Source organism: Sphingomonas sp. ASY06-1R (genome assembly GCF_052180265.1).
Taxonomy (GTDB): Bacteria; Pseudomonadota; Alphaproteobacteria; order Sphingomonadales; family Sphingomonadaceae; genus Sphingomonas_I.
Window position 1 is genome coordinate 1,365,817 of record NZ_CP197464.1, and the last position, 18,829, is coordinate 1,384,645.

Below are 18,829 nucleotides of genomic sequence, written 5' to 3' on the forward strand. Positions count from 1 at the left end.
TGCATCGGTTGTGGCCAGCGGCATCAGCGCGTTTTGAGGGATATCATAGATCGAAGGCGACACGGAACACGATGCCGGCGGCGACACCATAAGCGAAGCGACCGCCCGCGGCCATCAATACGCAGAGAAAGAGGTTGGTGATGGCGACAGACATTTGCTGCTTAGCCTCTAAACAAGCGTGGCAGGTGGCGCCGGCTCTCGTGTCCGTTGCAAAACAGCCAGCGGATTTCGCCAAGCCCACCATAGCAGGAGCGCGGTGCTCGTTCCCGCCGCAAGAGCCATGGGCATCGACGGGATTTCGGTCAGCAGCATGACCCAATTATTCCAAGCCGACGTGCGGCCGATCGTCTCAAAGCCGACCATCTGCGCGGCTGTGGCGAACGCAGCGAGGCCGAAACCGAACCGGGCGGTGGACGAGCGATGCGCGAGGTTGAGTGCAATCACCAAGGTCAGCCCCTCTGCAAGCTGAAGCGCCAGACGGAAACCGCCGAACCCGGCCCAGCCACCATGAGGAAACCCGGGAATGCGCGCAAACAGTCGGCCGATGATTGGAGCCAGAACGAGCAACGCTGTCGCGAGCATGGCGGCGGCGTGCCTCTCCCTGTCGCGGCGGCGCGCAAAGGCGTAGACGACCAGAAGGACGACAGTGGGCCCAGCGATCATGTCGGCGATAACCAGTTGCGAACCGAACGCTGCGTGAAATGGGTCAGCGTTGGTTCGCCACAATCGCGCCATGCCTTGCAACGCCAGCGGTCCGGCTGCCGCGAATAAAGGCAGTACAATGAATGTGGCGAGGCCGGCAGTGCGATGCCAATGTGCCCGGCGCGCATGAATAGACCAGCTCTGAAATGTGAGCAGCATCAGCCACGCTGTGGCCGTCAAGCCATGAGCATGTAGAGCAAAAGGTGCCGTGCCCAGTTGCCCCCAATAACCGGGCCAGAAGGCGACGGCGATTAGCGGAAATAGCATGAGCAGCCAGCGATAAGCTTGGCGGTAAGGCATCGTCGCTCCCCCGAAGACAGGTCTAGACTAACCGCCATTTGATCTAAGACAAGGGCCTCAGATCCATCATTTCCACGAAATTTGTGGCATGCGTCCTGTATCCAGTCGACCTCACCTCTTTCGACCATGGCTTCAGAGACGGGTAACACACCCGGCTATCTCTCAGTATGTCCGCACTCGGTCGATACGAGGCAGAACATCATAATCCTCGACAATAGCAGCATGTCGCAGCGCCCACTCGACGGCGATCGTCCCAAGTCTAGAAGAGGGGCGGCGGATTTCATCCAGAAATGCGTATAATGGTCCATTTTTTATTAGAATCGGTTATAATTCACATCACTATTTTTTAGTAAATTAATTTGCGTAGGCACTATAACGAGAATTCGTGGGAATATTAGTGTTAGATAAATGTGTGTTAAAAATACCCGTCCGGATATAAATTAAATTCCTCTGGAACTTCGTTAGTTAGCACAATGTTTTATTAATGGATCACTTTTAGACGGATCCTGCGATACGCTCATTATGCTGCGTTCGCCACTGGTCTAGCCTTGCTACGTGGATGCCGTCACCGCTGCGTGACGAGTCTCACGGCCTGATCCGCGCGGCGCCTGAGATGTAAATGCTTACCAAATCCCTATTTACGGTAGCGCTCGCTGCGACCGCCCAAGTCGCTTTCGCGCAGCAAGCGATCCCGGGCGTCGGCGTCCAGCTGCAGCAGATTCCGCCTCCCCCGATGCGGGAGAAGGCGTCGCCCGATATTGCCCTAGAGCGCCGCGCCCCTTCGGTGACGTCAGGTGCAGCCGGGCCAAGCGTCCGCGTCGACGTGCTGCACGTGACCGGGCAGAGCTTATATTCCGAACCGGAATTGATTTCCGCAACTGGCCTTGTCCTGGGTCGCACCATGACGCTGGGCGAGCTCCGCAACGCGGCAGCGCGGATTTCGGATTTCTACAATGCGCGCGGCTATTTCCTAGCGCGGGCCTATGTCCCCGAACAGAATGTCGATGGAGGAACGGTCACGATCGTGGTTCTGGAGGGCCGCTACGGTAAGATCGATATTCGCAACGCCACGCGGCTTTCGAACCGAGTACCGCAAGGAATTCTGTCCGGCCTCGACAGTGGCGACATTGTCACCACCGCGCCACTCGAGCGGCGGCTCCTGTTATTGTCGGACATGCCGGGCGTGCGGGTCAAATCGACGCTCGCGCCGGGCAGCGCGGTCGGCACGTCCGATCTGATTGTGGACGTCGCGCCCGGGCGCAGCGTCACGGGCAGCGTCGAAGCGGATAATGCCGGCAATCGCTATACCGGGACGTATCGTTTGGGTGGCAGCGTCTACGTCAACAATCCCGCTGGAATCGGCGATGTTCTGAGCCTGCGCGTGCTGGGTTCGAGCGGCGGGCTAGGCTACGGACGTGTCGCCTATCAGGCACCGGTCGGCAATTTCACCGTCGGTGCTGCCTATACGCATCTGCGCTACGATCTCGGCCGCGAATTCAACGCGCTCGATGCCGATGGCACGGCGGACATCTTCAGCGGCTTCGTCAGCTATCCTCTGATCCGTTCGCGAGACGTGAACCTCTATGCGCTGGCGAGCGTCGACTATAAGTTGCTCAAGGACAATATCGACGCCACGTCCACCCGTTCGCGGCGGAACAGCGCGGCGGTCACGCTCGGCTTCAGCGGCGATACGCGCGACAGCAGCGGTTGGAACAATTTCTCGGCCGGCGTCAGCTTCGGCGATCTCCATTTCAAGGATCCGCGCGAGCGTGCCGCCGATGCGCTGACCGCGCGCAGCGGCGGCGGATTCGGCAAATTCCAAGGCTCGATCGCGCGCCTCCAGACGGTCAGCGGCCCGGTCACCATCTATGGCGCCGTGCGCGGGCAGGTCGCGTTCAACAATCTCGACAGCTCCGAGAAGATGGAGCTCGGCGGCGCCTATGCGGTACGCGCCTATCCGGAAGGCGAGGCCTATGGGGATACGGGCTACGTCGCGACGATCGAACCGCGCCTCAACCTCGACCGCTGGACCCCCGGCCTGCCGGGCCATTTCCAGCTGATCGGGTTCATCGATACGGGCGAGGTGCGTTATGCGCACAACCCCTGGTTCGTTGGCTCGAACCACGCCCGCCGCAGCGGCTATGGTGGCGGGGTGAACTGGTACGGCCCCCACGGCCTTGCGCTCCGCGCCAGCTACGCCCGCCGCCTCGGCAACGAGGCAGTCACCTCGGGCCCCGATCGATCGGGGCGCTTCTGGTTCCAGATATCGAAGCTGTTCTGATGACCCGCCGCCGCAGCAGCACGGCCGCAGCAATTCGCGCATCAAAGGACAGTAATATGATCAGTTTTTCCGCTCAGCGTCCCGCCCCGCGCCTTGGGTTGACCTTGTTTGCCTCGACCGGCCTTGCCCGTTTCGCAAGCCTGGCCGCCTTTGGCTTGTGCGCGTCTGTCGCGGTGGCTCAGCCCTTGCCCACGGGCGGCTCCGTCAGCGCCGGTACTGCCAGTATCGCGACCGGCGCGAATAATGTCACCATCACGCAATCGAGCCAGTCGACCGCGATTAACTGGCAGGGTTTCTCGATTGGCAAAGGCAATAGCGTTGTCTTCGTTCAGCCCAATGCGCACGCGGTCGCGCTCAACCGCGTGACCGGAGCCGATCCGTCGGTCATCCTCGGCAACCTTTCCGCCAACGGCAAAGTGTTTCTCGTCAACCCAAACGGTATCCTGTTCGGCAAGGGGGCGAATGTGAATGTCGGCGGGTTGGTCGCTTCCACGTTGAATCTCTCCGACGCGGATTTCATGGCGGGGCATTATAAGTTTGCGGGCACGGGCGGCACGGTTCTCAATCAGGGGACGATCAAGGCCGATGGCGGCTATGTCGCGTTGCTCGGCGCGTCCGTCAGCAATCAGGGTTTGATCCAGGCCAATCTTGGCACCGTTGTGCTGGCGGGCGGCGAGGCTGTCACGCTTGACGTGGCCGGCGACGGACTGCTCAACGTCGCAATCGACAGGGGGGCGGTGAACGCGCTCGTCGGCAATGGCGGGCTGATCCGCGCGAATGGCGGAACGGTGCTGATGACGGCCCAGTCCGCGGGGGCGTTGCTGCACACCGTCGTCAACAATGACGGCGTGATCGAAGCGCAGACGCTGGAGAGCAGGGGCGGCGTGATCATGCTGCTCGGGGACATGCAGAGCGGCACGCTGAATATGAGCGGCACGCTCGATGCGAGCGCCCCGGCCGCAGGAAATGGCGGTTTTATCGAAACGTCGGCCGCTACCGTGAAGATCGCGGATAACGCACATATTACGACCGCCTCGTTGCACGGCAAAACCGGCAATTGGCTGATCGATCCGCAGGATTTCACGGTAGAGGCGGGGGGCAATATTTCCGGCGCCCAGCTTTCCACTTTGTTGGTAACGAACAGCGTCACCATCACCACGCAGACCGGCCTGGACACAACTAATGGGGCCACCCCGCCACTTACGACCCTGAACACGGCCGCGCCTGGCAACGGGGACATTTTCGTCAACGAGACGGTGACGTGGACGGCCGCACCGAATACCACGACGCTGACGTTCAACGCAGCGCGAGACGTCAACGTCAACGCGGCGATCACCGCCACTAACGGCAATGTCGTGGTCTGTTGCGGCCGGGACGCCAATATCAACGCCGCCATCACGACCACGAACGGAAGCGTCCTGCTGAGTTCCGGACGGAACGTGAACGTGGGCGTGTTGACGATCACCGACGGCAATCTGATGATCTGCGCGGGCTTCAACGTGCTTGTGGCCGGTAAGATCACCCTCACCAACGGCGCGGCGCTCGCGGCGCAAAGTCTTGGCCTACCCACCGGCACGACGATCATCACCGGCAACGCGGGAACTGGGCCCGGCGTCGCTGCGGGTACGCTGACCTTTGCTCCAGGCACGCCGACCGTCACCACCACCGCAGCGCCGGTCACCATCAATTACAATCCGGTCTCCTACACCGTGCCGACGGACTATTCGCTATTCTTCCCGATGTCGGCGGGCTTCGTGCTGACCCAGCATATGCTGCTTTTCCCGACGGCCACGAAGCAGGAAGACGGCACCACCGCGGTGACCTTGACCCGGTTCAAGACCACCGCGACCTCGGGTGTGCCAGCGGGCGTGACACTGGTTGCCGGCCCAGGCGCTACCGCCGTGTTTGACAGCTCCGATCCCGGTTCGAATCTCGGAATTACCTATGCGGGATATACAATCGCCGGTGCAGATGCGGCCAAATACGCACTTGCGACCCCTTGCTGCGGCTTGCCTACAAGGACTACCGGCAGGATCACCGCGGCTCCCCCGGCGCCTGCGCCAGCACCGGCGCCTGCGCCAGCACCGGCGCCAGCACCAGCACCAGCTCCAGCTCCCGCGCCCGCTCCGGCACCAGCTCCAGCGCCCGCACCAGCCCCGGCGCCCGCACCAGCCCCGGCGCCCGCACCAGCCCCGGCGCCCGCACCAGCCCCGGCGCCCGCACCAGCCCCGGCGCCCGCACCAGCACCAGCTCCCGCACCAGCGCCGGCTCCTGCTCCGGCACCAGCCCCGGCGCCCGCACCAGCTCCCGCGCCGGCACCCGCGCCCGCTCCTGCACCAGCTCCCGCCCCAGCGCCTGCACCCGCTCCGGCGCCTACGCTGGCCTTGCTGACAATTCCGCTGATCGGCATTGCCCCCGCGGTGGTCCCCGCTCCTATGGGCGTGCAGCTGGCCGTACTGGAAGGCGGCGTCAGGATGCCGGTGATACCGGTCAGCCAGCCTGTTCCCGTTGCCGAGGAGCAGCCGATAAGCCCTGCGCTTCCCGAGGCGCCGGCTCCGGTCGTGCCGGTTTACCCGCGGAAGCAGGCGCGCCACTAAGTGCATCTTTCAGCAAGACGTTCCGGTGGTCGGCGTGAAGTAATACGGTTGCCGCCGTTGAGGGGGAAAGCTCGCAGTTCGGCTGTCATTGCACGGGCGGCTCTCGCCGCTTTCGCTCTTGGACTGGCATGTCCTGGCCCTGTCGCTGCCGAGCCAGCCCCGTTACCGGTTCAAGCCGCCCCTGGATCATCGTCGCAACCCTCGATTTCGGAGAGGGGCAGAAACGCAAGCCAGCCGCAGTTCAGGGTCGACTTTCACGGCGAGACTGTATCCGCAGACGTCCGCGGAGTTGTGAATTGGGTGGCAGCATCGGGCGACAATCGCGCTTTGCCGTTCATCATCGTCGATAAGCTGAGCGCGAAAGTGTTCCTGTTCGGCCCGCGGGGGGATTTGCGGGGTGCCGCGCCCGCATTGCTGGGCGTGGCGCGCGGCGACGAAAGCGTTCCTGGCATCGGTCAACGCAAACTCGCAACGATCCTGCCGCGCGAGCGGACTACGCCCGCTGGTCGGTTTGTGGCCGCACTAGGGCATGACTTCGAGCAGGACATATTGTGGATCGATTACGATGCCGCGCTCTCCTTGCACCGCGTGATCGTCGGCAAGCCCAAGGATCGGCGCGCGCAGCGCCTCGCTTCATCCTCCCCGCTCGACAATCGCATTTCGTTCGGCTGCATCAACGTGCCTGCGGCATTTTATGACAATGTGGTCGTTCCAGCGTTTAAAGGCACGGTCGGCATCGTTTACATTTTGCCGGAAACCAAGCCAATCTATGCAGTCTTCCCGGTTTCGAGAGACCAAGTAACCAAAGGCTCGAGCGCCGCAGCAGACGCGCCCTGATGCTAGCTCCCCCAGCGGCGTTCACGATACCATTTGGTGAGAACATATTTCAGCCCAAGCTCTACCGGCATTCCCTGGTGCAGCGATAATTGGTTCGGTGAGCCCAATTCGTCCATATTGTTCCAGATAAGCAGATTGCCTGGTTTAGGCGCGATCAGGATGTCGGACGACGGGAAGTTCGTTCGCCCGCCGGCCGCGGGCTCGTTAAGGAATGCCATTGCCGTCCAGGTCCGCTGGCCACCAATGGCGACTTGCTCCTGCCAATAGGATTGGTTCGTATCAAAGAAGTCGTGGTGCGGCTTGAACTCTTGGCCCACCGCGTAACGCTGGCCCTGTAGGAGTTCGCCCTGGACAGGGTCGATCCCGGTGAGCCGATCAAGCCGGGCTTCGATAGTCGCGACAATTGGACTGGCGGGATAAAGATAGCAGGTCTCGCTCGTCCGGTATGCCGGGATGGGGTCGTCCGACACCACGGGCGAGGGTATACGATTGGCATCGATAACGGCGATCAGTGCGGCACACTCCTCGAGCGTGAGGAAGTTGCGGACGATATAGAGTTCGAAATTCTTCGCCGGGATGCGTGCCGAGCTGGGGAATTCGGTGATCCTTTCCCGCACGGACATCGCGGCGTCGGCGCGCTCCAACGCCTCGGCTAAACCGTCCCGCAATGCCACATTGCCCGCAAATCTTGGGGGCGTTGGCGGACCGTTCAGGAGAGAACCGCTGTTGAGCTGACCGACTTTTTGATTGCCATTCATGCACATGCACCCGCCGAGGACTGCTCACGCTGCGACGGGAGGCCGAAGTTCGCTGAGCCTCGCTGGCATCGACCGACCTGTCAACTCGCGCATGCTCTCCGGCTTGGTATCGTCCTCATGGCCTTGGCAAAACGCACAATGGATCGACAGGCCGACAAGTTTTTTGTCGGTTTTGTGACAATCGCTCGTCTTCCTTCATGACGGCCGAGCATCCTCTACTACGCTACCAATGGGGGTAAGGTAGTGTCGGCGCCCTGTATCGCTGCATCCAACGGTGCTGATTGCGGAGCCATGACGCTGCCGATCGCGTCCAGCCGAACTGGGAATATCGATTATCGTCGTAGTCGATCAGGCGGTAGGCAAGATCCTTACGCCGCCGTTCGCGACGGCTTTACCGCTCCCCACCTCCCGACGCCCGGTCATCGCGCATTCTGGCGCTCAGAGGGTTTGGCTGACCGCTAACGGCGCCGGAGCCATGCGCTGGGCGAGGCGTCGCAATACCGTTTCGAGATGACGGCTTTCGCTCGATAATTATCGCAAGGTCGTCAGACCGCTAACCATTAGAAATTGCCGATCGCTGCTTCTCGGGCCACGCTTACTGCCGAACCACGCTCTGATCGATCACGCCGAAAGGCATCTGCCCATCGGGCGTATGGGCCGCCATGCGTACCCGATCCCCAAACGACATGAAGGCGGTTGCTGGCTTCCCGGTCTCGATCATCTCGATGGCGCGCTGCTCCGAGATGCAGCTGGAGCCGACATCGCGATAGGCGGCATTGGCGACCGTGCCTGAGCCGATGATCGTGCCCGCGACCAGATCGCGGGTGCCGGCCGCATGGGCGACGAGCTCGTGAAAGCCGAACGCCATTTCGCCGCCATTGGCACGTCCGAATTGTTTGTCATTCCATCGAATGTCGAGATCGAGGTGGACACGTCCATCCCGCCAGAATTCGCCGAGTTGGTCCGGTGTGACCGCGAAGGGCGCCATCGAACAGGCGGGCTTGGCCTGAATCCAGCCGAACCCGGTCTTCATCTCCGGCACCGCCAGCGCACGCAGTGACCAATCGTTGATCTGGACGATCAGCCGGATGTGGCGGAGCGCGTCTTGCGGCGTCACGCCCATCGGTACCGCATCGACGATCACACCGAACTCGCCCTCAAAGTCGATCCCGTCCTGTTCGCGCAGGAAGGGCACGGGCTCGTGCGGCGCGTAAAAACGGTCGGACAGGCCCTGATACATCAGTGGCTTGGTCGTTTCGATCGGATCGGTGCCGAAGGCAATTTGCATGAGATCGCCGTGCGTGGAAAAGGCGGAGCCATCGAGCCATTGCCAGGAACGGGGCAGGGGCGCCCGTAAGGTACCGGGATCGATGGTCGTGCCGGATGTCTCCACCTCCCCGGACAGGCTTTGCAGGTGCGGATGCGCCTCGTTCCATGATCCCATGACCGTCAGCAGATTGGGCCAGCGTGCCCCCGCCGGCAGGGCCCGTGCGCCATCGTTCGAGACGACCAGCAATTCCCCGTCCGGCGTACCATTATCCCGTGTTGCGAGGCGCATGCCCGTGTTTCCGGTCATGTCAGGCAAGTCCTTCCTCGAACGCGCCGTCGATCAGAATGAAGGCGATGCGGCAATTGCGGTCGGACCGATTGGCCCAGCCATGATTGGTGCCGCGCTGGATCACGATGTCCCCGGCGCGCACGACCGTTTCACCATCGTCGACGATCAGGACCAGCTCGCCTTCCAGTACGATGCCATAATCGACCGTCTCGGTGCGATGCATGAAGGCATGGCGCGATCCGACCGACGAATGCGAGGATGCCGCGCCGGCGCCGACCTCGGCGAAATGGGCCTGAGCCTCTTCGGGCGTGATGGTGGCGATGCGGGCGTCTTCTGGCGGAATGTCGAGCACGCGGATGCGTGTGCCGTTCTTGGGCGGGGCAAGGATGATGCCTTCCTCGGCGGGCTCGCCGGACGCGCGATCGATGGGGGCTGGCGTCGCCCGCGTGTTCCACACCTCGTAGAACATCGGGCCGATCTCTCCCCCGATACGCTGGGCGCGCGGTGGCGGACCGTCCTCCTGGATGATGGCGTTACCTGCCGAGTCGTGCCCGGTTACAATGCGGCGGAACGGCGCAGTCGACATGCGATTATCCTTTCATGGCCTGAGGCCGGGGTTGGGGCGTCACCACGCTGCGGCGCAGGGCGGCGATGAGGCCGAGCGGCGTGACGATGCGGGCGAGCAGAAGGCCGTATACGATCTTGATCGCGGCGCCGGCGGGCCAGGCGATCCACGCCGATCCGCAGGCGAGCATCAGGACGCCGCCGCCCGCCGCGCCCACTAGCGCGGCCAAGGACGCCATCAGCAGCCCCCTGAGCCATAAGGATCGCGGCAAAGCGGACTTCCCTGGCTGGGGTGCGAGCTTGCCGGCGGCGAGCTTACGGGCGGTGAGGAGGCCCGGCACGAGCACGGACATCAGTGTGATCGCGAAGGATTGCGGGATGAAATCGAAGGCAAATCCACCGAGCCCACCGATAGGAACGGGCCCGCCGAGGCCGAAGAAGAGGAGATAGAAGGCCAGACTCAGCGCCGCGTTGATCGCCATGCTGACGCGCGTCTCGCGGCGGATATAGCCGGCGGCCTCCCTCATCGGGCCGGGCCGAGGCGGCCGTTCAACGTGTCCGCAAACCAATCGGCGATATAGTCGCGGCCGAACGACATATTGTCCGCGCCGACATGTTCCACGCCGCCCTCGCGATCGGTAAAGATCTTCAGTTCGCGCCGAGGGCTGTTGACCAGTTGGTCATGAGCCTGATGGGCATAATCGACCGAAATCTGACGATCGCGCGCGCCGTGGGTGACGAGGAACGGAACCTTGATCCGGTCCATATGGCCGGTGAGGTTCATGTCGGTGGATTTGGCCAGGAAATCCTCCATGTCGGTGGCACCGAACGCCCAGAACACATGCTGCCAATAATGGGGTACGGGATTCTCGCCTTCGCGGCGCAGTCGCTTGTCCTGCACTTCACGCCAATTGTGATTGGCGCCCCAGACGGCGCCCGACGCGAAACGCGGTTCGTAGGCGACCGCACGCGGCGCGAAATGCCCGCCCAGGCTGATGCCCGTCATGCCGATCCGGTCGGAGTCGATATCGGCCTGACCTTCGAGCCAATCGACCGCCTTGCTGGCCCAATGTTCGCTGTGGGGATCGACCGGCAGATTCTGCAGCCGCAACGCCTCACCGGTGCCGGGCTGATCCACACATAAGGTGGAGATGCCGCGCCGGGCCAACGCTTCGGGCAGACGCGACCAATAAAGCAGTTCCTTGCAGCTATCGAGGCCGTTGCAATAGACGACCACCGGTTTGGGACCGGTGCCCGGCGCGCGCGTGAAGATCGCGGGCATCATGCCTGTCGCCAGCGGGATTTCGACCCGCTCGCGATTGAGGCCGCCGAGCTGGGTGGAGTCGGCGAAGATCTTCAGGGCCTGCGCATAGGTCTGTTCGCGGCCGGCGGAACCATGGGCCTGCATCCGCTCGGCCACGAGCAGATAGAGCGCCGCACGCTCAAGCTTGTCGGACGCCGAGAAGGCGCGGTCCTGGGCCCGGTCCTCGTCGGCAAGGCCGATCAGGCGATCCGCCATCTCCACCCAGCGTGCCATGAACTGGGGCGTGCCCGCATCGGCACCCGCGGCCGCCGCATCGCGGATCGGCTGGCACATATCGACGATCTCGCCGATGCGGCCACCGCTCTCCATCGCGATCGAAACCGACAGGTTCCAGATATAGTTCGGGAAATATTCGAACAGGGCCATGGCGTCAGACGTCCGCCGGCTGGAACAGGCAGGGATCGGGCTTGGGATGCGGCATGGTCTGCGGGCCGCCGACGCCGGTGCCCCATTGATCCATGACCTGCGGGCCCGGCTCGAACACCTGATCCTGGTGGGTTTCGAAATCCACCTCTTCCAGCTCGGACGTATATTCGACCGCGAAACCGTTGGGCGTGGTGAAATAGCTGAAGGCGTTATTGCCTGCCGTATGCCGGCCCGGGCCCCAGCGCAGATCGGTGCCGCGCTTCCGCAGGCGGCTTGCGCCGCGCATCATGCAGTCCACGCTCAGCATATCGTAGGCGACGTGGTTGAGACAGGGCGGTCCGGGCAGCAGCGCAATGCGATGATGCGCCGAATTACAGCGCAGGAAGCACATGAAATCGCCGAGCCAGTCGGACACGCGGAAGCCGAGCACATCGACGAAGAAGTTCACCATCGCTTTATGGTCGGGCGAATGAAGCACGATGTGGCTGATCTTCACCGGCATCGCCTCCCACCGCACCATCGCGCGCTTGTCGGAGCGGGCGACGTCGCTGGAGACTTCGAACGGCAGGCCGTCGGGGGAGAAGAAGCGGAAACCGTAGCCGCCGCCCGGTGAACTCAGCTCGGCTGGCGCATGGATGATACGGCAGCCCGCGGCGATGACCTTGTCGTGCAGCGCATCGACATCGCCCCGCGTGTCCGAGGCAAGCGCGATGACATCGACATGGTTTGTGTCTGCCTTGCGCAGGCGCAGGACATGATGCTCGTCATGACCGTGGGTTTTGAACCAGGCCATGCCGTCCTCGGCGGCGACCTCCACCAGTCCCCAATCTTCGGAATAGAATTTACGCTCGGTGTCGAAATCCTCGACACCATAGCCAACATAGCGGATCTCGGTAACGCGACTCATCAGATACTTCCTTCAAATCGGTTGGGCGGTGCGCGCGAACATCTCGGCGGTGGCGACGGCGTTATCGACCGGCGGCCCTCTGCCGATCTGTCCGTGGCAGATCGAAAGTGATGTCTCGACAATGTAGCGGCAGCGCTCGAACCGGCGGTCGCGATAGGCGGTGAATGCGGCCTCGGGCGTTTCCTGGCGGGTGAGTTCCTCCGCCAAAACGAGCGCATCCTCGATTGCCATGCCGGCGCCCTGGCCCAGATGCGGGGTCGTGGCATGAACGGCATCGCCCAGCAGGCCGATCCGCCCCGCATGCCATGCGCCTTCGAGCATATGCGTTTCCAGCGGGCGATAGACGACACCCTCGTCGTCGACGATATGTTGGGCGAGCTCGCGGATGGCCGGCGCGTGCGACTGCAGCTTTTCGCGCATCGCGGCGGCAAGCCCTTCCGTCGGATAGCGCGGATTACCGGGCTCCGGCGTCGTCAGATAGATGTACATCAGCTCTTCGCTGATCGGCACCAGACCCGCGCCGATCCGGCCGTTATAGACGTGAAGCGCATCCATGCCGGCCGTTCGCGGCAGATTGTAGCGCCACACCGCCTGGCCGGTATATTCGGGCTTTGCCGCATCGCGGAACAGCAAGGCGCGCGTCTGCGAATAGAGGCCGTCGCCACCGAGCACGATATCGTAGCGCGCATTGGTGCCATCGGAAAATGCGACCGCGACGTCCGTGCCTTCATCGTCCATGCGTTCGGCGGTGATGCCCAGCCGCACGTCCGCACCGGCGACAATCGCGCGGTCGCCCAAAACCTTGTGGAGCGCACGCCGTCCGATCCCCAAGTTGGCCGGATAGCGTTCGACCAGGCGGTGGGAGGGCACTTTCGCAACCATAGTGCCGTCCGGCGCGTGGACTGCGACATAGTCGAATCCTACGCCGGCGGCGAGGTAATCGTCGATGACGCCCAGATCCGCCATGGCCCGGATCACATTGCCCTGCTGGATGATGCCGACGCCGTAGACCGACCAGTCGGGGTCGCGCTCGATAACGGTGACGCGATGGCCCTTGGCCCGCAGCGCGATCGCGGCGGTCAGCCCGCCGATGCCGCCACCGATCATGAGAATATTCAGATTATCCATTGATCAAAATGACTCCAGGTCGCGGGCTATGACGACAGGGCCCGCATAATTGCCGCGAATCTGCGCAAGGAAACCGAGCTGCGTTCCGGCATCGGCACGCGGCGCAACGAAGTGCGTCACCACCACCGCTTTCACATGTGCCGCCCCGGCCAGTCTGCCGACATCTTCGGGCGCGAGATGGTGCGCCCGAAGATGGGCTTCTACGCTTGCCGCCGCGCGCGCATCTGCATTGGGCATGGTGCGCCGCACGTCCGCCATGGTGCGATCGACGTCGATCATCTCGGAGACGAGCAGATCTGCGCCGCTGGCGAGCTTCTCGACGGCACGGCTTGGCCCGGTATCGCCAGTGTACACGATCGTCCGGTCCGGCATGTCGAAACGAAATGCGAACGACACATATGCGCGGTCGTCGGCGCTTCCCGCGGCGAAGCTGTAATGGCTGTTCTTGACCGCACGGACTTTGACCGTGCCCAGGTCGAAGCGCGTCCCGTCTACGATTTCTACTACGGTAATGCCTGCGCCGGCCGGTCGGGCAGGGGCGCCGGGCATGCCATAGCCCGACCGCGTTGTCGGTTCCATGGCCGCGATCAGCGAGTTGACAAGCGTGCGCGTGCCGGGCGGGCCGTAAATGGTCAGCGGCGCATCGACATTGGTTTGCCAGCGCAGGCCCAGAACGGCGAACAGGCCGGCCGTGTGATCAAAGTGCAGGTGGCTGAGAATGACCGCCTTGACGCTCGTCAAAGGAATGCCCGCTTTGGCCAGTTGCTCGACCGCGCCGTCGCCGACGTCCACCAGATAGGTGACGTTGCCTATGCGCAGCGCATTGGCGGGTTGCGCGCGCTCGGCATCGGCAATCGGCCCTCCGCGTGTCCCGAGCGTGACCCACTGGCTCGCGCTGCCGCCGTACGCAGCCACCTGCGCGCTTGCTGAAGCAGCGGACAGGAGGAGCGCGACGGCGAAAAGCAAAGCCGACATTATCGGTCTCAAAACGTGAAGTTCACGCGCACGCCGTACGTGCGCGGCGCGGAGGTCGTTTCGGTAAGCGCAGACCCGAGCCCGTAAACCGGCGTATTCACGACGACCCGGTTATTCTCGAGATTGCGAACGAAGGCGGCGATATTCCAGCGCTCGTCCTCTGGGCCGAAGGCGAGCTGCGCGCCGGTCGCCCAATTGCTGCGGACTAGCTCCTGAGGCAGGAATTCGACCTGCACGTAGCGCTTCGAGCGGTATTGCGTATCGAGCGAACCAACCAATTTATAGCCGCCCAGGTGGACGGTCTGCTGTGCCGCCAGATTGAGCGTCCACTTAGGCGCATTGAAGGCCGGATAGCCCGAGCAATCGATCGTATAGATGCTGCCGTTGAGCGTCTTGCCGCAGCCCGTCAGGGGTGGCGTCTGCGCTGCCGGCTGGGTGAAGACGAAACTGTCATATTTGGTCTTGAGATACTGAAGATTGGCGCTGAGCAAGGTGTCGCGGGTCGCGAGGAATTGCGTGTCGAGCTCAATCCCCTTGATCGACGACTGGCCGATATTCTGGCTGAACTGGCCCTGATTGCCGTTGCGGTCGACCCCGATGCGGCCAATCTGCTGATCCTTATAATCCCACCAGAAGGCTTCGAGATTCAGCTGCAGCTTGTTGCCTAACAGGCGGTTTTTCAGGCCAATTGTGTAAGCCGTGATGAATTCGGGTTCATAGGTTTCGTACCCAGCCGCCAGCGAGAAGCCGCCAGACCGATAACCGCGCTCGACGCTTGCATAGAGCAGCGACCGGCTGGTGAGATCGAACTCGGCGGCGCCGCGCCACGTCAGTTCATGGTTGCGCAGCGGCGAATGAACTGCGGTCGTAACGCGCGTCAGGATCGCTTCGGTCGTGCCGATCGGCCGCGCCTGGCCCGCCGGCGGGACGATGAAGGGTGCCTGCAGGTCGCTCATGCTGTCCGTCACCGGCAACAGCGGCACGGTCGGGCAGTTGGGCACGCCGAACTGGTTGGTCGCGGTGCAGACGACGACGAGCACATCGGCCTGGCCATCGAAGCGCTTCTTGTCGCCGGTATAACGCAAGCCGCCGATCAGCCGCAGCCGATCGGTAAGGTTGGCAGTCACACGACCGAACAGCGCCCAGCTCTTCGTCTTGGCTCGGAAATCCTGATAGGTGTTCAGCGCCTGCTGCGCGAAAGTGTAATTGCCTTTATTGCTCTCGTCATAATAATAAGCGCCGAGGATATAATCGAACATACCGATACGCTTGCCGGCGAAGCGGGCTTCCAGGCTGAACTGTTCGTCATCCTCCTGGATATAGCCGATGAAGGCCGGCGCCCCGAACTTGTAATCGAGCTTGGCCTTGCGCCACGCCGGAATGACGGTGAGCGTGCCGACATCGGTGTCCCAGTTCAGCTCGCCGTTGAAGCCGTAAAATTTATTGTCCTGGTAGATGTCGTCGTCCAGCGGCGCAGCGTTGCGGCCGGCGACGCCGAGGAAGAGGGTTTGGCGGTAAGCCTGCGCTACAGGATCGAACAGGCCAACCGATTTATCGAGGCCCGAAGGGACGAAGGCATAAGCGCCGGTCTGGAAATTCAGCGCATATTTGCCCGCATAGGATGAACCTACGCCCTTGCCGCCGCTGTGCGAATAGTCGCCGCCGACCCGGATCGTGATATCGGAGGACGGCTTGATCAGCAGCTGCCCGCGGACCGCTTCGGTCTGTTCGTCCGAAGTTCCGTCCGAGAGATATCCGTCGCGATTGACGACCGTCCCGGATACGCGGACCGCCGCGATTTCCGAGAGCGGGAGGTTGAGCGCGCCCTGTAGATTGAGGGAGTCATAATTGCCGTAGCTACCGGTGATGAAACCGGACGTCTGACCGAGCTTTGGCTTTGCGGGCAGCACATTGATCGCGCCGCCCGTCGCATTTCGGCCATATAGCGTACCCTGGGGCCCCTTCAGAACCTCCAACCGTTCCAGATCGTAGAACAGGCCGGAGGTCGAAGTCGGGCGGCCGAGATAGACGCCGTCATAATTGACCGCGATCGCCGGGTCCGAATAGCCATTAACGGTGAAGTTGCCGACGCCGCGCAGGAAGAAGGTCTTGTTCGCACCGCCTGCATCCTGGACATTTAACGCGGGCACGATTTTGCTGAGGTCCGAAGGCTGCGTGATCCCGGCATTGGCCACCTGCGCGCCCGTGACCACGTTGATGGGAATGCCTGCGCGCTGCGACGATTCCGCACGGCGCTGAGCGGTTACAATGATCTCTTCGAGGCCCTGACCCGCCGGTGCGCCGGCTTCAGCTTGCGCGGCGCTGTCCTGCGCCCATGCTGCCTGGGCAGACATCGCGAGCACGAGCGCGGTCCCCGCGTAAAACAATGTGCGCATGCACCCTCCTTTTTGACATTTTGTTTTTTTGTCTGGGCAGAGCCTCGCAAACCCGGCACTATCGCGCCAGCTTTTAGATTTTGTGGTTATCCACAAATGGGATCGATGGATGAGGCTCAGCAATTTCGATCTGAACCTGCTGGTGGCACTGGACGTGCTGATGACGGAACGCAGCGTCACGCGCGCTGCGGCCCGGCTGAACGTGACGCAATCGGCGATGAGCGCATCGCTCAAAAGGCTGCGCCAGGCCTTCGATGACGAATTACTGATCCTGCATGGCAAGACGATGATTCCGACGCCGCGCGCGCTAGCACTCGCGCCCGAAGTGGCCGATGCAATCGCCCGCCTGCGCGGCCTGATTTCGATGACCGGAGGCTTCGATCCGCTGACATCGGAACGGCGGTTTCGCGTCGCGGCGTCAGATTACATCACGACCGTGGTGATCGTCCCGTTATTGCAGCAATTGGAGCGCGACGCTCCGCATGTCAGGCTCGATATCACGCTGCCCAAGGACAACACCTCCGATCGCCTCGCCAACGGCGATTTCGATCTTTCGATCACGCCGATCGAGTTCACCGACCCGCGCCATCCAACGGAGCTACTGCTTGAGGAGAGTCATGTCGTCGTGGGATGGAACCGCAACCCCTTGCTGGATCAGCCGCTTACCCTCGACGCGTTCATGAATGCCGGCCACGTTGCGGTCCATATCGACGGCCGCAATGCCTTTATCGAGAATACGCTGGAGCAGCTCGGCCTAACGCGACGGGTGGAAGTCAACGCGCCCTCGTTCATTCAGGCGCCCTGGCTGCTCCCGGGCACGATGCGCTTGGCACTGATGCACGAACGTCTGGCGTTGCTGATCGGGCCGAGCCTGTCGCTGCGCGTCGCCGAGCCGCCCTTCGCGATCCCGAAGATGCGCGAAGTCATGCAATATCACTCCACGCGCGCCAAGGACGAGGCGCTTGCGTGGCTGCGCTGCCGGCTTCGGCGGATCGCCGCCGTCATGCCGAGCATGCGCGATGTTGCTGACGGCGCCAGCGGCTTGGCAACTGCCGAAACCGACGAACAAGGGGACAATAGATGAGCCACACCGATCTTGGCCTGCCCGTGGCGCGTCGCACATTGCTCGCTGGCGGAGCCGCCCTCCTGTGCATGGGTGGGCGAGCGGCGCGGGCTCAGACGGGTTTTGCCACTGCGGCAATCGATGTTCATCACCACTATCTTCCACCCTTCTACAAGCCGCTGGCAAAACCATGGCTCGATCGGTTCGCCACGGGCGTGGGGGCGGTGCTCGCCTGGACGCCGGAGGCCTCGCTCGCGGCAATGGATGCGGCGCGGGTCGAACGCTCGATCCTTTCGATTTCTGCACCGGGCGTACATTTCGGTGACGATGCGCAGGCGCGCGAGGTTGCTCGCCAATGCAACGACTATGCGGCTGGGCTTGCGAAGCAATATGCGGGCCGGTTCGAATTCTTTGCCGCGCTGCCGATGCCGGACGTCGACGGTGCGATCCGCGAAGCCGAACGCGCGCTGGCGCTGAACGGCGCGCGTGGCGTGGGCCTGCTCAGCAATTATCATGGCAAATATCTCGGCGATCCGGCGTATCGACCTTTGTTCGAATGGCTGGGGAAGCGCGGCGCCGCGGTTTACGTCCATCCAACCGATGCGCCGTGCTGCGCCGGGTTGGTGCCGGGCCTCGCCACGCCGTTGATCGAGTTCCCGGTGGATACGGGACGGACGATCGCGAGCCTTCTCTGGTCGGGAACGTTGAGCGACTTTCCCGATATCCGCTTCATATTCTCGCATGGTGGCGGGATCTTTCCAATGGTGGCGGAGCGGGTGGCGGCCATGGGCTTCGTCCGGCCGGATCTTGCGGCAAAGGTGCCGGGTGGTGCGGTGGCGGCACTGAAGCGGCTGTATGTCGATACGGCGAGCGTCACGACGCCCGAAGCGATGGCGGCGATCACGACATGGCTGCCCGAAGGGCATGTGCTGTACGGCACGGATTTCCCGTGGGGGACGCTTGCCCAATCGCGGACTGCGATCAGTCGGCTCGGCTTGCCGGCGGCACGTCAGCAGGACATCGAGCGCGACGCGGCGGTCAAGCTGTTGAGGCTTCAGGTCGCGCGCAATTAG

At 62.8% G+C, this 18,829-nt stretch carries 15 protein-coding genes; 5 read left to right on the forward strand and 10 right to left on the reverse strand.

Annotated features, from left to right (window positions below):
- Window positions 1–168: 168 nt before the first annotated feature.
- Window positions 169–1,002 carry a hypothetical protein gene (locus ACSBM8_RS06760; protein ID WP_442680879.1) on the reverse strand — a complete coding sequence of 278 codons (834 nt, stop codon included), beginning with the start codon at window positions 1,000–1,002 and terminating at the stop codon, window positions 169–171.
- A gap of 619 nt (window positions 1,003–1,621) precedes the next feature.
- On the opposite strand from ACSBM8_RS06760, the gene ACSBM8_RS06765 reads away from it, so the two are divergent.
- From ACSBM8_RS06765 to ACSBM8_RS06775, 3 genes are all read left to right on the forward strand, one after another.
- Window positions 1,622–3,283 carry a ShlB/FhaC/HecB family hemolysin secretion/activation protein gene (locus tag ACSBM8_RS06765; RefSeq protein ID WP_442680880.1) on the forward strand — a complete coding sequence of 554 codons (1,662 nt, stop codon included), beginning with the start codon at window positions 1,622–1,624 and terminating at the stop codon, window positions 3,281–3,283.
- Window positions 3,284–3,339: 56 nt separating this feature from the next.
- Window positions 3,340–5,880, forward strand: coding sequence for a two-partner secretion domain-containing protein (locus ACSBM8_RS06770; protein ID WP_442680881.1), 2,541 nt, complete (start codon window positions 3,340–3,342; stop codon window positions 5,878–5,880).
- A 300-nt stretch (window positions 5,881–6,180) separates the two neighbouring features.
- The gene (locus ACSBM8_RS06775) at window positions 6,181–6,717 is read left to right on the forward strand and encodes a L,D-transpeptidase (RefSeq protein ID WP_442680882.1); all 537 of its coding nucleotides are present in this window, start codon (window positions 6,181–6,183) and stop codon (window positions 6,715–6,717) included.
- Between the two features lie 2 nt (window positions 6,718–6,719).
- On the opposite strand, the gene ACSBM8_RS06780 is transcribed toward ACSBM8_RS06775, so the two are convergent.
- The 9 genes from ACSBM8_RS06780 to ACSBM8_RS06820 form a co-directional block, all read right to left on the reverse strand.
- On the reverse strand, window positions 6,720–7,475 hold the full coding sequence (locus ACSBM8_RS06780; RefSeq protein ID WP_442680883.1) for a prolyl hydroxylase family protein: 756 nt from the start codon (window positions 7,473–7,475) through the stop codon (window positions 6,720–6,722).
- Window positions 7,476–8,070: 595 nt separating this feature from the next.
- Window positions 8,071–9,033 carry a fumarylacetoacetate hydrolase family protein gene (locus ACSBM8_RS06785; protein WP_442681509.1) on the reverse strand — a complete coding sequence of 321 codons (963 nt, stop codon included), beginning with the start codon at window positions 9,031–9,033 and terminating at the stop codon, window positions 8,071–8,073.
- A 19-nt stretch (window positions 9,034–9,052) separates the two neighbouring features.
- Window positions 9,053–9,619: a cupin domain-containing protein gene (locus tag ACSBM8_RS06790; protein WP_442680884.1), complete on the reverse strand. Its 567-nt coding sequence runs from the start codon at window positions 9,617–9,619 to the stop codon at window positions 9,053–9,055.
- Window positions 9,620–9,623: 4 nt separating this feature from the next.
- Window positions 9,624–10,124 carry a hypothetical protein gene (locus ACSBM8_RS06795; protein ID WP_442680885.1) on the reverse strand — a complete coding sequence of 167 codons (501 nt, stop codon included), beginning with the start codon at window positions 10,122–10,124 and terminating at the stop codon, window positions 9,624–9,626.
- Window positions 10,121–11,287, reverse strand: a complete 1,167-nt coding sequence (locus ACSBM8_RS06800) for an alpha/beta hydrolase family protein (RefSeq protein ID WP_442680886.1) — start codon at window positions 11,285–11,287, stop codon at window positions 10,121–10,123. The genes ACSBM8_RS06795 and ACSBM8_RS06800 overlap by 4 nt, the downstream gene beginning before the upstream one ends.
- 4 nt (window positions 11,288–11,291) lie before the next feature.
- Window positions 11,292–12,194 carry a VOC family protein gene (locus ACSBM8_RS06805; RefSeq protein WP_442680887.1) on the reverse strand — a complete coding sequence of 301 codons (903 nt, stop codon included), beginning with the start codon at window positions 12,192–12,194 and terminating at the stop codon, window positions 11,292–11,294.
- A gap of 12 nt (window positions 12,195–12,206) precedes the next feature.
- Window positions 12,207–13,322 carry an FAD-dependent oxidoreductase gene (locus ACSBM8_RS06810; protein WP_442680888.1) on the reverse strand — a complete coding sequence of 372 codons (1,116 nt, stop codon included), beginning with the start codon at window positions 13,320–13,322 and terminating at the stop codon, window positions 12,207–12,209.
- A gap of 3 nt (window positions 13,323–13,325) precedes the next feature.
- The gene (locus tag ACSBM8_RS06815) at window positions 13,326–14,297 is read right to left on the reverse strand and encodes an MBL fold metallo-hydrolase (RefSeq protein WP_442680889.1); all 972 of its coding nucleotides are present in this window, start codon (window positions 14,295–14,297) and stop codon (window positions 13,326–13,328) included.
- Between the two features lie 8 nt (window positions 14,298–14,305).
- Window positions 14,306–16,693, reverse strand: a complete 2,388-nt coding sequence (locus ACSBM8_RS06820; protein WP_442680890.1) for a TonB-dependent receptor — start codon at window positions 16,691–16,693, stop codon at window positions 14,306–14,308.
- A gap of 109 nt (window positions 16,694–16,802) precedes the next feature.
- On the opposite strand from ACSBM8_RS06820, the gene ACSBM8_RS06825 reads away from it, so the two are divergent.
- Together ACSBM8_RS06825 and ACSBM8_RS06830 are read left to right on the forward strand one after the other, a co-directional pair.
- A complete protein-coding gene (locus ACSBM8_RS06825; protein WP_442680891.1) occupies window positions 16,803–17,777 on the forward strand; it encodes a LysR family transcriptional regulator in 975 nt (324 codons plus the stop codon).
- The gene (locus ACSBM8_RS06830; protein WP_442680892.1) at window positions 17,774–18,829 is read left to right on the forward strand and encodes an amidohydrolase family protein; all 1,056 of its coding nucleotides are present in this window, start codon (window positions 17,774–17,776) and stop codon (window positions 18,827–18,829) included. Before ACSBM8_RS06825 ends, ACSBM8_RS06830 begins: the two co-directional genes overlap by 4 nt.

Bases quoted from the DNA above. Each gene is read 5' to 3' on its own strand.
- ACSBM8_RS06805 (WP_442680887.1), bottom strand. From the start codon at position 12,194: ATGAGTCGCGTTACCGAGATCCGCTATGTTGGCTATGGTGTCGAGGAT.
- ACSBM8_RS06825 (WP_442680891.1), top strand. From the start codon at position 16,803: ATGAGGCTCAGCAATTTCGATCTGAACCTGCTGGTGGCACTGGACGTG.
- ACSBM8_RS06760 (WP_442680879.1), bottom strand. From the start codon at position 1,002: ATGCCTTACCGCCAAGCTTATCGCTGGCTGCTCATGCTATTTCCGCTA.
- ACSBM8_RS06795 (WP_442680885.1), bottom strand. From the start codon at position 10,124: ATGAGGGAGGCCGCCGGCTATATCCGCCGCGAGACGCGCGTCAGCATG.
- ACSBM8_RS06830 (WP_442680892.1), top strand. From the start codon at position 17,774: ATGAGCCACACCGATCTTGGCCTGCCCGTGGCGCGTCGCACATTGCTC.
- ACSBM8_RS06785 (WP_442681509.1), bottom strand. From the start codon at position 9,033: ATGCGCCTCGCAACACGGGATAATGGTACGCCGGACGGGGAATTGCTG.
- ACSBM8_RS06820 (WP_442680890.1), bottom strand. From the start codon at position 16,693: ATGCGCACATTGTTTTACGCGGGGACCGCGCTCGTGCTCGCGATGTCT.
- ACSBM8_RS06800 (WP_442680886.1), bottom strand. From the start codon at position 11,287: ATGGCCCTGTTCGAATATTTCCCGAACTATATCTGGAACCTGTCGGTT.
- ACSBM8_RS06790 (WP_442680884.1), bottom strand. From the start codon at position 9,619: ATGTCGACTGCGCCGTTCCGCCGCATTGTAACCGGGCACGACTCGGCA.
- ACSBM8_RS06780 (WP_442680883.1), bottom strand. From the start codon at position 7,475: ATGAATGGCAATCAAAAAGTCGGTCAGCTCAACAGCGGTTCTCTCCTG.
- ACSBM8_RS06815 (WP_442680889.1), bottom strand. From the start codon at position 14,297: ATGTCGGCTTTGCTTTTCGCCGTCGCGCTCCTCCTGTCCGCTGCTTCA.
- ACSBM8_RS06810 (WP_442680888.1), bottom strand. From the start codon at position 13,322: ATGGATAATCTGAATATTCTCATGATCGGTGGCGGCATCGGCGGGCTG.
- ACSBM8_RS06770 (WP_442680881.1), top strand. From the start codon at position 3,340: ATGATCAGTTTTTCCGCTCAGCGTCCCGCCCCGCGCCTTGGGTTGACC.
- ACSBM8_RS06765 (WP_442680880.1), top strand. From the start codon at position 1,622: ATGCTTACCAAATCCCTATTTACGGTAGCGCTCGCTGCGACCGCCCAA.